General features: G+C 70.8%; 11 protein-coding genes, 1 tRNA gene and 1 pseudogene. 8 read left to right on the top strand and 5 right to left on the bottom strand.

Annotation, left to right across the window (positions count from 1 at the left end; all coding sequences use genetic code 11):
* The first annotated feature begins 9 nt into the window (after window positions 1-9).
* Together rsgA and ACSMXV_RS27515 are read left to right on the top strand one after the other, a co-directional pair.
* Window positions 10-1,035, top strand: a complete 1,026-nt coding sequence (gene rsgA, locus ACSMXV_RS27520; RefSeq protein WP_473173898.1) for a ribosome small subunit-dependent GTPase A — start codon at window positions 10-12, stop codon at window positions 1,033-1,035.
* Between the two features lie 198 nt (window positions 1,036-1,233).
* Window positions 1,234-1,557 (top strand): DMT family transporter, encoded by a 324-nt coding sequence (locus tag ACSMXV_RS27515; protein WP_181655867.1) that lies wholly within the window; start codon window positions 1,234-1,236, stop codon window positions 1,555-1,557.
* A 128-nt stretch (window positions 1,558-1,685) separates the two neighbouring features.
* On the opposite strand, the gene ACSMXV_RS27510 is transcribed toward ACSMXV_RS27515, so the two are convergent.
* The gene (locus tag ACSMXV_RS27510; RefSeq protein ID WP_473173897.1) at window positions 1,686-2,300 is read right to left on the bottom strand and encodes a TetR/AcrR family transcriptional regulator; all 615 of its coding nucleotides are present in this window, start codon (window positions 2,298-2,300) and stop codon (window positions 1,686-1,688) included.
* A gap of 158 nt (window positions 2,301-2,458) precedes the next feature.
* Between ACSMXV_RS27510 and hisN the strand changes: the two genes are divergently transcribed.
* Together hisN and ACSMXV_RS27500 are read left to right on the top strand one after the other, a co-directional pair.
* Window positions 2,459-3,259 carry a histidinol-phosphatase gene (gene hisN, locus ACSMXV_RS27505; RefSeq protein WP_181655390.1) on the top strand — a complete coding sequence of 267 codons (801 nt, stop codon included), beginning with the start codon at window positions 2,459-2,461 and terminating at the stop codon, window positions 3,257-3,259.
* Window positions 3,260-3,439: 180 nt separating this feature from the next.
* Window positions 3,440-3,847 (top strand): CBS domain-containing protein, encoded by a 408-nt coding sequence (locus ACSMXV_RS27500; protein WP_473173896.1) that lies wholly within the window; start codon window positions 3,440-3,442, stop codon window positions 3,845-3,847.
* An 88-nt stretch (window positions 3,848-3,935) separates the two neighbouring features.
* Here the strand turns inward: ACSMXV_RS27500 and katG are convergent, their stop codons facing one another.
* The gene (katG, locus tag ACSMXV_RS27495; protein WP_473173895.1) at window positions 3,936-6,149 is read right to left on the bottom strand and encodes a catalase/peroxidase HPI; all 2,214 of its coding nucleotides are present in this window, start codon (window positions 6,147-6,149) and stop codon (window positions 3,936-3,938) included.
* A 48-nt stretch (window positions 6,150-6,197) separates the two neighbouring features.
* Window positions 6,198-6,359: pseudogene (locus ACSMXV_RS27490) on the bottom strand (transcriptional repressor); the annotation flags it as partial.
* A gap of 139 nt (window positions 6,360-6,498) precedes the next feature.
* Here ACSMXV_RS27490 and ACSMXV_RS27485 point away from each other — a divergent pair.
* The 4 genes from ACSMXV_RS27485 to ACSMXV_RS27470 all read left to right on the top strand — a co-directional run bounded on the left by ACSMXV_RS27485 (window position 6,499) and on the right by ACSMXV_RS27470 (window position 9,986).
* Window positions 6,499-6,915: a Fur family transcriptional regulator gene (locus tag ACSMXV_RS27485; RefSeq protein WP_473173894.1), complete on the top strand. Its 417-nt coding sequence runs from the start codon at window positions 6,499-6,501 to the stop codon at window positions 6,913-6,915.
* 199 nt (window positions 6,916-7,114) lie between these two features.
* Window positions 7,115-7,918: an ABC transporter ATP-binding protein gene (locus ACSMXV_RS27480; RefSeq protein ID WP_473173893.1), complete on the top strand. Its 804-nt coding sequence runs from the start codon at window positions 7,115-7,117 to the stop codon at window positions 7,916-7,918.
* Window positions 7,915-8,802, top strand: a complete 888-nt coding sequence (locus ACSMXV_RS27475; protein WP_473173892.1) for an ABC transporter permease — start codon at window positions 7,915-7,917, stop codon at window positions 8,800-8,802. Before ACSMXV_RS27480 ends, ACSMXV_RS27475 begins: the two co-directional genes overlap by 4 nt.
* Window positions 8,803-8,840: 38 nt before the next feature.
* Entirely contained in the window at window positions 8,841-9,986 is a 1,146-nt protein-coding gene (locus ACSMXV_RS27470) for an ABC transporter substrate-binding protein (protein ID WP_473173891.1), read from the top strand.
* Between the two features lie 70 nt (window positions 9,987-10,056).
* Here ACSMXV_RS27470 and ACSMXV_RS27465 read toward each other — a convergent pair.
* Window positions 10,057-10,130 (bottom strand) — tRNA-Met (locus tag ACSMXV_RS27465).
* A 103-nt stretch (window positions 10,131-10,233) separates the two neighbouring features.
* A complete protein-coding gene (locus ACSMXV_RS27460) occupies window positions 10,234-12,351 on the bottom strand; it encodes a tetratricopeptide repeat protein (protein ID WP_473173890.1) in 2,118 nt (705 codons plus the stop codon).
* Between the last annotated feature and the right edge of the window lie 130 nt (window positions 12,352-12,481).

Below are 12,481 nucleotides of genomic sequence, written 5' to 3'. Positions count from 1 at the left end.
TTCCGAGCCATGCGCCGCTACGGCAAGCACACCGACGAGGACGACGTCCGGGTCCGCCCCAACCGCAAGGGCAACCGGCCCCGTACGAGCATCCGTCCGAAGCACGAGGACGCCGCGGAAGGCATGGTCCTCACCGTGGACCGCGGGCGGCTGACCTGCCTCGTCGAGGACCGCGTCGTCCTCGCGATGAAGGCGCGCGAGCTCGGCCGCAAGGCCGCCGTCGTGGGCGACCGGGTCCACCTGGTCGGCGATCTGTCCGGCCAGAAGGACACCCTCGCCCGCATCGTGCGGATCTCCGAGCGCACCTCCGTCCTGCGGCGCACGGCCGACGACGACGATCCGTACGAGCGCGTGGTCGTCGCCAACGCAGACCAGCTCGCCATCGTCACCGCCCTCGCCGACCCCGAGCCGCGGCCGCGCCTGATCGACCGCTGTCTGGTCGCGGCGTACGACGGGGGGCTCGAACCGCTGCTCGTCCTCACCAAGTCCGACCTCGCCCCGCCGGACAAGCTGCTCGAGATGTACGGCGCATTCGGTGTCCGGTATGTCGTCACCAGCCGTGGCGAGCTGGAGGACGGCAGCGCCGCGGAGCGCGTGCACGAGCATCTCGACGGAAAGATCACCGCGTTCGTCGGCCACTCCGGTGTGGGCAAGACGACGCTGGTCAACGCGCTGGTCCCGGAGGACCGCCGACGGACCACCGGGCTCGTCAACGCGGTGACGGGCCGCGGCCGGCACACCACCACATCAGCCCTGGCCCTGCCCCTGCTCGGCGCCGGGGACGGCTCGGGCGACGGCTGGGTGATAGACACTCCGGGCGTACGGTCCTTCGGCCTCGCCCATGTCGACCCGTCCCGGGTCATCCACGCCTTCCCCGACCTGGAGCCCGGCACGGAGGGCTGCCCGCGCGCCTGCAGCCACGACGAGCAGGACTGCGCGCTCGACGAGTGGGTGGCCGAGGGCCATGCTGATCCGGCGCGGCTGTACTCGCTGCGCCGGCTGCTGGCGACCCGGGAGCGCCGCGAAGGCGACTGAACGTCACTGACCGACGTCCTGAGTTCGCTGGCTGACCTCCCGGTGTTTGCGCCGGGACCGCAACGGTAAGTGCATAATCGCACCAAGCTGGACCCAAGCCAGACGAAGCGGATGGGGGTACCTCCCAGGCCCTTAAGGCACTGGGGGAGGAACGGTCATCTGACGCGATCACCTGACGCGGGAGGCGGATACATGGCGTTGGCATGGCTGCTGGTCATCGTGGCCGGTCTGTTGGAGACGGGCTTCGCGGTCTGCCTCAAGCTCTCGCACGGCTTCACCAGACTCTGGCCCACGATCGCCTTCGCCTGCTTCGCGCTCGGCAGCTTCGGACTGCTGACGCTAGCCCTGCGACGCCTCGACATCGGTCCGGCGTACGCGGTGTGGACGGGGATCGGCGCGTCGGGCACCGCGATCTACGGCATGGTCTTCCTCGGCGACCTGGTCTCGACGATGAAGATCGTCTCGATCACGTTGGTCATCGTCGGCGTGATCGGGCTCCAGCTCTCGGGGTCGGCTCACTGACACTGGTGGCGGTCGTACTGACACTGGGGGTGGTCGTACTGACTGCAAGCGGTCGTGCTGACACTCTGGGTGGTCGTACTGACCGCGGGCGGTCGTGCTGACACTGCGGGCGATCGCCCGCAGAAAGATCACAACCGCAGCGCACCGCTGCCCAACGCCTCCCGCACCAGTTGCCCGACCCCGCCCTCGCCCACAGGGGCAACCACGCACGACAAAGCCAGCCGCACGGCGACCTCGCACGCCCGCGCCACCTCCACCGCCTCGTACCTCGAGGTACCCGCCGGGGCCAGGTAGGCCATAGCCCGGTCCCGGACAAGCCCGACCACGTCGGAGGGCGACGGCAGCGGCCCGTCCGCCCGCCGCTGCGCCGGCACAGCGGACGACGACGGCACGGCGGAAAGCGTCAGCGACGGCAGCCGCTCACTCCAGCACCCGGTCAGCACAGCCCGCACCAGCACGTTCCCGCGCGCCGCCACGACGGTCCACTCGGCAGCGGCAGCGAGCCGTTCCCGCGGTTCGACATGGCTCGCCAGGGCGCGGTCGACACCCGACAGATACGCGTCGGCCTCACGGCGCACCAGCGCGCGGGCGAGCCCGTCCTTGCTTCCGAACTCGTTGTACAGAGTCTGCCGCGAGACCCCGGCCACGGCCGCGACGTCGACCATCCGCACCCCGGACCACGGACGTCGCGCCAGCGCCATGTAGGCCGCGTCCAACAAGGATTCCCGCGCTGCAGGCATCATCGCCTCCCCGGCCGAGCGGCTCCCGTGTCAGGGTTGACGCGCCCACGAGCACTGTCAAGGGTTCGTACGTGACTGCCCGTAATGGACGGGAACCGGCGCAGCCCTTGGTCCCAGAGGCCATGTGGCCGCATCCGCAAGGAGATCGATACTGTTCGCCCATGCCCGACTATCACGATGACCTGCGTCTCGCCCACGTCCTCGCGGACGCCGCCGACGCGGCGACGATGGACCGGTTCAAGGCCCTCGACCTCAAGGTGGAGACCAAACCGGACATGACGCCGGTGAGCGAGGCCGACAAGGCGGCCGAGGAGCTCATCCGCGGCCACCTCGGGCGGGCGCGCCCGCGCGACGCGATCCTCGGCGAGGAGTACGGGATCGAGGGCACGGGCCCGCGCCGCTGGGTGATCGACCCGATCGACGGCACCAAGAACTACGTACGCGGTGTGCCGGTCTGGGCGACGCTCATCTCGCTGATGGAGGCGGGCGAGGGCGGCTTCCAGCCGGTTGTCGGCGTGGTGTCGGCGCCTGCGCTGGGCCGCCGCTGGTGGGCGGCGAAGGGGCACGGCGCGTTCACGGGGCGCAGCCTGACGTCCGCGAGCCGACTGCACGTCTCGCGCGTGTCGCGGCTGGCCGACGCCTCTTTCGCGTACTCGAGCCTGAGCGGCTGGGAGGAGCAGGGGCGGCTCGACGGCTTCCTGGATCTCACGCGGGCGGTGTGGCGTACCCGCGGCTACGGCGACTTCTGGCCGTACATGATGGTCGCCGAGGGTTCCGTCGACATCTGCGCGGAGCCGGAGCTGTCCCTGTGGGACATGGCGGCCAACGCGATCATCGTGACGGAGGCAGGCGGCACGTTCACCGGCCTTGACGGGCGTCCTGGCCCGCACAGCGGAAACGCGGCCGCGTCGAACGGTCCGCTCCACGAGGAGCTGCTGGGCTATCTGAACCAGCGGTACTGACGTCGGCGGGTACGGCGCGTAACCAGGCGCGCCCTGTGCCCGTACGCGCCCCTTGTTGAGTTCCCGCTTCGCTGCAACTCTGAGAGTCCCCCCACTTGTGAACTTGTGAAGTGTTCAACAGGTGCTCTGCTCGGGGCACCGGGGGCTCGGAAGCGGAACCGCAGGAGGTGGCTCCATCCCATGCTCGTCCGTGACGCCATGAGCACGTTGGTCCTCATCATCGGCCCCGACCACACCCTCCGCCAGGCAGCCCAGCTGATGTCGGCACGCCGTGTCGGCGCGGCCGTCGTTCTCGACCCCGACACGAGCGGGCTCGGCATTCTGACCGAGCGCGACATCCTGAACTCAGTCGGTCTCGGCCAGGACCCGGACCACGAGAAGGCCGGCACCCACACCACCAACAACGTCGTCTTCGCCGCCCCGACGTGGACTCTGGAGGATGCCGCGGACGCCATGACGCACGGCGGCTTCCGGCATCTGGTCGTGCTCGACGACCGCGGCCACGAGCCGGTCGGCATCGTCTCGGTACGCGACATCATCCGCTGCTGGGCACCGAGCCGGCGGCATACGACGTCGCTGGCCGGCTGATCACGACGGCGCCCGTACGGATCACATCCGCACGGGCGCCGGAGAGGGCCGGACCCCGGAAGGGTCCGGCCCTCAGGGGTCCAACAACTCAGACGAGGTCGAACCGGTCGAGGTCCATGACCTTGGCCCACGCCGCGACGAAGTCCTTCACGAACTTCTCCTTCGCGTCGTCGCTCGCGTAGACCTCCGCGAGCGCGCGCAGCTCGGAGTTCGAGCCGAAGACCAGGTCGGCACGGGTGCCGGTCCACTTGACCGCGCCCGAGGCGTCACGGCCCTCGAACGTGGTCTGGTCCGCGGACGTCGACTTCCACTCCGTGCCCAGGTCGAGCAGGTTGACGAAGAAGTCGTTGGTCAGCTTGCCCGGGGTCTCGGTGAAGACGCCGTGCGACGAGCCGCCCTGGTTGGCGCCGAGGACGCGCAGGCCGCCGACGAGGACGGTCAGCTCGGGGGCGCTCAGGGTGAGCAGGTTGGCGCGGTCGAGCAGCAGGTACTCGGCCGGCAGGCGGTTGCCCTTGCCGAGGTAGTTGCGGAAGCCGTCCGAGGTCGGCTCCAGCGCGGCGAAGGACTCCGGGTCCGTGTGCTCCTCGGTCGCGTCCACGCGGCCCGGCGTGAAGGGAACCGCCACGTCGAAGCCGGCGTCCTTGGCGGCCTTCTCGACCGCGGCGGCACCGCCGAGGACGATCAGGTCGGCCAGGGAGACCTTCTTGGCACCGGAGTTGAACTCGGCCTGGACGCCCTCGAGGACGCGCAGGACCTGGGCGAGCTCGTCCGGGTCGTTGACCTCCCAGCCGCGCTGCGGCTCGAGGCGGATGCGGGCGCCGTTGGCACCGCCGCGCTTGTCGCTGCCGCGGAATGTCGAGGCCGACGCCCACGCGGTGGAGACCAGCTGCGAGACCGTGAGGCCCGAGTCGAGGAGCTTGGCCTTGAGCGCCGTCGCGTCGGCGGCGTCGATGGCCTCACCCTCGGCCTGCGGCAGCGGGTCCTGCCACAGCAGCGTCTCCGCCGGGACCTCCGGGCCGAGGTACAGGGACTTCGGGCCCAGGTCACGGTGGGTCAGCTTGTACCAGGCGCGGGCGAAGGCGTCCGCGAACTCGGCCGGGTTCTCGTGGAAGCGGCGCGAGATCTCACCGTAGATCGGGTCGAAGCGCAGCGAGAGGTCGGTGGTGAGCATCGTGGGCAGACGCTTCTTCGACGGGTCGTGCGCGTCGGGGATGATCGCCTCGGCGTCCTTGGCCACCCACTGGTTGGCGCCGGCGGGGCTCTGCGTGAGCTCCCACTCGTAGCCGAAGAGGATGTCGAAGAAGTCGTTGCTCCACTGGGTGGGCTTGGTGGTCCAGGTGACCTCGAGACCGGAGGTGATGGCGTCGCCGCCCTTGCCGGTGCCGTACGTGGACTTCCAGCCCAGGCCCTGCTCCTCCATGGAGGCGGCCTCGGGGTCGTTGCCGACCGCGTCGGCCGGGCCGGCGCCGTGAGTCTTGCCGAAGGTGTGGCCACCGGCGATGAGGGCGACGGTCTCCTCGTCGTTCATCGCCATGCGGCGGAACGTCTCACGGATGTCGCGGGCCGCGGCGATCGGGTCCGGGTTGCCGTTGGGGCCCTCCGGGTTGACGTAGATGAGGCCCATCTGGACGGCGCCGAGCGGGTTCTCCAGCTCACGGTCGCCGGTGTAGCGCTGGTCGTCGAGCCAGGTCGTCTCGGGACCCCAGTACACGTCCTCGTCGGCCTCCCAGACGTCGGCGCGGCCGCCGCCGAAGCCGAAGGTCGTGAAGCCCATCGTCTCCAGCGCGACGTTGCCCGTGAGGATCATGAGGTCGGCCCAGGAGATGGACTGGCCGTACTTCTTCTTGACCGGCCACAGCAGACGGCGGGCCTTGTCGAGGTTGCCGTTGTCCGGCCAGCTGTTCAGCGGCGCGAAGCGCTGCTGACCACGGCCGCCACCGCCGCGACCGTCGCTGATGCGGTAGGTGCCGGCGCTGTGCCAGGCCATCCGGATCATCAGCGGGCCGTAGTTGCCGAAGTCGGCGGGCCACCAGTCCTGCGAGGTGGTCAGCACCTCGGCGATGTCCTGTTTCACGGCCGCCAGGTCAAGGGCCTGGAACGCCTCGGCGTAGTCGAACTCCTCGCCGAGCGGGTTCGCGACGACCGGGTCCTTGGCCAGGATCTTCAGGTTGAGCCGCTCCGGCCACCACTGGCGGTTACCGCCGCCCTGAGTCGGGTGCGGGGCGCGCCCGTGCGCGACCGGGCAGCCGCCCGTGCCCTCCGTCTTGGGGTCTGTGACGATTGCGTCAGGGTTCTCAGCCATGGGAATCCTTCCGGACTAGGTAGATCACGGTGATCAGGAACTGCGGGGGGAGATGTGGCCTACGCGATCGCGCACCCCGGAGGCGATCGCGTCGACGCCGAGGTGGTCGCCGTCCCGGACGGTCCCGTGCAGCGGGACGCGGGCGGCCTTCACCCGGGGGCCGACACCGCGCGGCTCCGCGGCGGTGGTCGGAATCTGGGATTCGGTCATGGTGCCAACGTCACTTCTGCCTGTTCCTGTCGCTTGGCCAAAGCCGACCTCGATCCTACGATAGACAATGTCTAAGTCAAGTAATCTTCCAAAGTCACACCCGTTCGGAATCTGGTCCCCTGCTGTTAGGCTGGTTTTCATGAGTGACCTGTTGGAACGACTGCGCGGACGCGGATGGCGAATGACCGCGCAGCGGCGTGTCGTGGCCGAGGTCCTCGACGGCGAACACGTCCACCTGACGGCCGACGAGGTGCATGCCCGGGCCGTTGCCAAGCTGCCCGAGATCTCCCGGGCGACGGTGTACAACACGCTGGGCGAGCTCGTATCACTCGGCGAAGTGATCGAGGTCAGCACGGACAAGCGCGCGAAGCGGTACGACCCGAACGCGCACCGGCCGCATCAGCACCTGGTCTGCGGCCAGTGCGGCGCCATCCGCGACGTCCACCCGAGCGGCAACCCGCTCGCCGACCTCCCCGACACCGAGCGTTTCGGCTTCACGATCTCGGACGTCGAGGTCACGTACCGGGGCGTCTGCCCCAACTGCACGGGCGCCTGACACGCACTTCTGGACGCCCCGGCCCCGAAAGGTGCCGGGGCTTCTTGTGTTTGCCACCCGCAGCACCCCGACCCACATCAGCGCACCCTCTTCCAGAACCTGACGGTCCGTCATATCGTCAACGGCGCTCACACATCCTCCCCCAAGCTCTCGGCATCGCTCGAGCAGGGAGGGACCCCCATCCGCAAGGAGAAGACCCGTGGGAGAGCCGCACCCAAACCCCAGGGCCCCCCAGACCCCCAAACTCAGGGCCACCGCCCTCACCCGCAGCTTCGGCCGGAGCCCGAGGGCGGTCCACGCTCTCGGGCCCGTGGACCTCGACATCGCCCCCGGCGAGTTCACCTGCATCGTCGGCCCCTCCGGCTGCGGAAAGTCCACCCTCCTCCGCATAGCCGCGGGCCTCCTCCGCCCCACCACGGGCGAGCTGCAGATCCGCACCGCATCCCCCCGCCCCGCCGCGATGATCTTCCAGGACTACGGCATCTACGACTGGAAGACGGTCCTGGCCAACGTCCGCTTCGGCCTCGACATCCAGCGCGTCCCGCGCCGCGAGGCGGGCGCCCGCGCACACGACTGGCTGGCCCGCATGGGCCTCGCCGACTTCGCGGGCGCCTACCCCGCCACACTCTCCGGCGGTATGCGACAGCGCGTGGCGATCGCCCGTGCGCTCGCCGTCGAGCCCGAGATCCTCCTGATGGACGAGCCGTTCGCGGCGCTCGACGCCCAGCTGCGCACGATCCTCCAGGACGAACTCCTCGACCTCACGCAGACCACCAGGACCACCACCGTCTTCATCACCCACAGTCTCGAAGAGGCGATCGTCCTCGGCGACCGGGTCCTCGTCATGTCGGCCCGTCCGGGCCGGATCATCGCCGAGCGCCGGCCGCCCTTCGGCCGCCCGCGCTCCGGCGACGTCCGCTCGGCCCCGGAGTTCACCGCGCTCAAGAGCGAGCTGTGGGAGTTGCTGCGCGGCGAGGTCCGCAGGGAGGCGGTGCCGGCATGAGCATCCACCCCGCACCCGCACACGTACGCAAGGAACGCGCCGGCGACGAGGCGGTACTGGTCCGCCGCCCCGGCCCGCAGGAGCTGAACCCCGTACGCACCCACCGCAGGCGCCGCGCCCTGGAACTCTCCCTGGCGGTCGCCGTGCCCCTCGTCCTGGTCCTGCTGTGGCAGCTGGCCGCGGTACAGGCCTGGATCGACGACCGCGTCTACCCGGCGCCCAGCACGATCCTCGCGGACGGCTGGGAGCGGGCCGCGGACGGCGATCTCTGGCCGGACGTATGGGCCACGCTCAAGCGCGTGCTCGCCGGATACGCGATCGGCACGCTGGCCGGTTACGCGCTCGGCCTGCTCATGGGCTCGCTCTCCCTCGTACGGGCCGCCCTGGAACCCCTCCTCGACGCCCTGTACGTCGTCCCCAAGCTGGCCCTGCTGCCGATCTTCCTGAACATGTTCGGCCTGGGTGAGGGCCCGCAGGTCGCGCTGGTCGCGGCCACGGTCTTCTTCTTCGTCTGGATCTCGACGATGGCGGCGGTGCTCGCCGTCCCGGAGGGACACCGCGACGCCGGGCAGGTCTTCGGCGCCTCGCCGTGGCAGATGTTCCGCCACGTACTCCTGCCCGCGTCACTTCCCGCGGTGCTGGTCGGCGCCCGGATCGCTGCGGGTGTCGCGGTTCTCGTGATCGTCGCGTCGGAGCAGATCGCCGCGGCGAACGGCCTGGGCCATCTGATCTTCGATTCACGTGCGCTCTTCCAGAACGACGTGATGTTCGTCGGCATCGTCTGTGTCGCCGTGCTGGGCGTCGTCTTCTCCGAGGTCGTACGACTCGTCGGCCGGCTGCTCACTCCGTGGGCCCCGCGCGACCGGGGGCGGGGCCAGTCATGACACGTCGGACGCTTTCGAAACTTCCGTACGGAGGGTTGATGCACACCCGTACTGTCGCGACCGCCCTGCTCGTCGCCGGGGGCCTGCTCGCCTCGGCGGGCTGTGCGAAGAACGACGGCTCGAGCCCCGGGGCGGCCACAAAGCCCCGCGCCGTCAAGGCGGTGTCCGGCTGCGGCGAGGGCAGCTGGACGGACCCTGCGGACCTGTCCGCGGACCGGGAACCGGCCCGCTGCGACAAGGGCGCGCCCGCCCCGCAGCCGCTCGCGAAGAAACGCAAACTGACGATCGCCACCGGCACCCTGAGCGCCGAGTACGTGGCGCCGCTGACCGTGGCCCTGGAGAAGGGCGAGTTCGCCAAGGAGAACCTGGACGTCGAGCTCAAGGTGCTGCCGACCCCGGACGCCCTGCCGCTCCTTGCGAAGGGCGACATCGACGCACAGTGGGCGGCGCCCGAGGCCGCGGTGATGAACGGCATCAACGGCGGGTTCGACATCAAGTGGGTGGCCGGTAACTTCTCGCCCGACCCAGCGTCGAAGAGCGGCCTGTGGGTGCGGCTCAAGGAGGGCGAGAGCGCGGACCACGTCCCGATGGCGGGCCGCAAGCTCGGCACGATGATCGGCAAGGGCTCGGTCATCGCGTATCCGATGAACAAGGCGCTGAAGAAGCACGGCGGCGGCCTCGACAAGATCCAGTTCCAGCAGCTGGGCTCGGCCGACGTCCTGACAGCCCTCCAGAACGGCGGCGTCGACTCGGCCTGGCTGCTCGACCCGGTGTGGCGCAAGGTCGACGGCGACGACCGCTACGCGTTCCTGGGCGGCCAGCCGCCCGCCGAGCCGCTCGGCGGGATGCTGTTCGGGCCGGAACTGCTGAACGGGGACAGACAGGACACAGACGCGGGCGTGGCCCTGCTGCGCGCCTACATCCGCACGGTGAACACCTACTTCGCCGGCGACTACAAATCGGACAAGTCCTTCGTCGCCGAGCTGGCGAAGCTCCTGAAGACGGACGAGGCCGTCCTGGAGTCGACCCCGTCGCTGCGCATGGACTGGGAGATCCGCTCGGGCACGACGGACCGGCTCCAGGCCGCGTACAACGCGGCGGGCGTCTCCGAGGGTGATCCGGTGCCGGAGGAGAAGGCGGTGAACCGCGCACTGTACGAGGAGGCGGTCGGCCACAAACCGTAGGCGGCCACTCACTGCATAGCCACAAAAGCCGGAAGGCCCGGATCCTGAGGATCCGGGCCTTCCGTTTCAGTAGCGGGGACAGGATTTGAACCTGCGACCTCTGGGTTATGAGCCCAGCGAGCTACCGAGCTGCTCCACCCCGCGTCGGTGAACCCCACACTACGCGAGCCTGACGCGCGAGAGCAAATCGCTTTCACAGCGGGCGGGGCCGGGGGCCGGCGGAGCCGGTCCGGCGCCCTGAGCAGACCTAAGCAGAGAGCTCCTGCCGAAGTGCGTCCCGCAACCGCGCAGCCCTCTCCGCGACCTCCCCCGGCCCCAGCGCGACCGCCCGGTCACACCACTGCTGCCCCTCCGCCAGTTCACCCCGACGCGCGTAGAGCAGGGCGAGCCGGAGCGCCGCACGCCCGTGCCCGGCGTCGGCCGCCCGTGTCCACCACAGCGCGGCCTCCGGCTCGCTGCCCTCGCGGGCGAGCAGCAGCCCGAGGTTGAACGCGCCGTTCCGGCTGCCGGCCTCGGCCGCCTCCCGGTACCAACGCGCCGCCTCGACCACGTCGCCGCGCGCGGCAGCAAGCATGCCGACCCGGACCTGGGCGCGCCGGTGCCCCTGCTCGGCGGCCCGCTCGTACCACTCCTCGCACTCGGTCTTCTCCGTCGCGGGCTCACCGAGTTCGTGGGCCTTCGCCGGCGGGCGCCGTGCGTCCAGGAGGCTCGCGAGCCGGTACGCCGCCTCCGCGCTGCCGCCGCCCGCCGCGCACCGCAGATGCCGCTCGGCGGCCCGCTCGTCGCCTTCCCGCAGACGCCCGATGCCGGCCTGGAGGGCGGCCTCGGTGTGCCCGGCCGCTGCGGCCCGCTCGTACCACTGCAGCGCGCCCGCCTCCTGGCCGCGGCCCGCACAGAGGATGCCGAGGTTGAACGCGGCGTCCACGCTGCCCGCCTCGGCAGCCTTGGAGAACCACGGTTCGGCACCGGCCGCGTCGCCGCCCTGCAGCAGCAGAACGGCGAGCGCGTTGGCGGCCTCACGGTGGCCGGCGTAGGCCGCGCGCCGGTACCACTGCTCGGCCTGTGCGGTGCGGCCCTGGCCGGCGCAGAGCAGGCCGAGGTTGTAGGCGCCGTTGACGTCGCCCGCGTCCATGGCCGCCCGGTACCAGCGCTCGGCGGTCTGGGGCTCGCCGCGCTCGGCGTGCAGGGCGCCCAGCGCGTTGGCGGCGTTTCCGTCGCCTTCGTGGGCGGCCTTGAGCCACCACACGGCGGCGTTCTCCTCGTCCCCGGCGTCGCGCAGCAGAAAGCCGAGCGCGCACGCGGCACGCGCTTCGCCGTCCTTGGCGGACGTCAGATACCAGCGCCCTGCCTCCTTCAGCTCCCCCCGCTTCTCGAGGATCGCGCCGAGCTGGAGCGCTGCGCGCCGGTGCCCACGGGCTGCCGCCTGCCGGTACCACTGCTCGGCCTCCCGGGCGAGCGTCAGCGCGGGCGGATGGTCCCCGTCCGGCCTGACGCCATCACCCTCCGGCCTGACGCCATCACCCTCCGGCCTGACGCCATCACCCTCCGGCCTGACGCTGTCCCTTTCCTCCTTGACGCCGTTCCCTGACGGCCTGACGCCGTTCCCTTCCTGCCCGACGCCGTTCCCTGACGGCCTGACGCCGCCCCTTTCCGGCCGCCTGCCGTCCCCTTCCGGCAGGCCGGCGTCCCCGTCCGGCGCGGCGTCGGCCGCAGTTGCCTGCGACTTGTCGGCCGTGCGTCGCCGCTGCGCCGGGACGGTGCCCGCGTGCCCCGGGACCGTGCCCGCGCGGGCGTCGTCGCCGTGCTCCTGTGCCGCGCGCCGGTCGAGCACCCGGGCCAGCCGGTATGCGGCCTCGCGGTGGCCACGGTCGGCGGCGGCCCGCATCCAGGTCTCCGCCTCGGAGTCGCTGCGGTGCTCGAGGAGATCTGCGAGGGCGTAGGCGCCGAGGGCATGGCCCTGTTCGGCGGACTGACGCAGCCAGTACTCCGCCGCGGGCTCGTCGCCGCGCTCTCGGTGGTAACGGCCGAGCGCGTGTGCGGCTGCCGCGGAACCCGCGACGGCGGCGATACGCCACCATCCGGCCGCCTCGTCGGCGTAGCCGCGCTGGTGCAGAAGGACGCCCAGGTTGTTGGCGGCCGCACGGTCACCGGCCGCGGTGGCCGCGCGCAGCTGGGGCTCGGCCCCGTCGAGGTCGCCGCGGCGCAGCAGCATGGCCCCGAGAACGCTCATCGCCTCGACGTCGCCGCTCGCGGCGGCGAGCCGCCTGCGTGCCTCTTCCGCGGCCGCACCGGTCTCGTCCCGGTCGGCCGCATGCACAAACCGCCCCGTCTCGTACAGAGTTGCCTTGTCCCCCATAACGTCCATCGTCGCACCACCTGCAACCTGGGTACACCTGGTATACCGCAGCCATTGAGGTCACTTCAGCGTTTTGTCGACATGCCCACAGAGAGACAAGTGAAACACAGATTCCCCAACTCCCACCGGCTGGAGCAGT

This window comes from Streptomyces sp. DSM 42067 (genome assembly GCF_055792885.1).
The sequence above is the reverse complement of the archived record's forward strand: the minus strand, read 5'-3'. Positions and strand labels throughout refer to the sequence as shown.

What these genes read in the sequence shown, in the direction of transcription:
- ACSMXV_RS27460 (WP_473173890.1), bottom strand. Translation starts at nt 12,351, where the DNA reads ATGGACGTTATGGGGGACAAGGCAACTCTGTACGAGACGGGGCGGTTT.
- rsgA (WP_473173898.1), top strand. Translation starts at nt 10, where the DNA reads ATGCGCCGCTACGGCAAGCACACCGACGAGGACGACGTCCGGGTCCGC.
- ACSMXV_RS27485 (WP_473173894.1), top strand. Translation starts at nt 6,499, where the DNA reads ATGAGTGACCTGTTGGAACGACTGCGCGGACGCGGATGGCGAATGACC.
- hisN (WP_181655390.1), top strand. Translation starts at nt 2,459, where the DNA reads ATGCCCGACTATCACGATGACCTGCGTCTCGCCCACGTCCTCGCGGAC.
- ACSMXV_RS27510 (WP_473173897.1), bottom strand. Translation starts at nt 2,300, where the DNA reads ATGATGCCTGCAGCGCGGGAATCCTTGTTGGACGCGGCCTACATGGCG.
- ACSMXV_RS27470 (WP_473173891.1), top strand. Translation starts at nt 8,841, where the DNA reads ATGCACACCCGTACTGTCGCGACCGCCCTGCTCGTCGCCGGGGGCCTG.
- ACSMXV_RS27475 (WP_473173892.1), top strand. Translation starts at nt 7,915, where the DNA reads ATGAGCATCCACCCCGCACCCGCACACGTACGCAAGGAACGCGCCGGC.
- ACSMXV_RS27500 (WP_473173896.1), top strand. Translation starts at nt 3,440, where the DNA reads ATGCTCGTCCGTGACGCCATGAGCACGTTGGTCCTCATCATCGGCCCC.
- katG (WP_473173895.1), bottom strand. Translation starts at nt 6,149, where the DNA reads ATGGCTGAGAACCCTGACGCAATCGTCACAGACCCCAAGACGGAGGGC.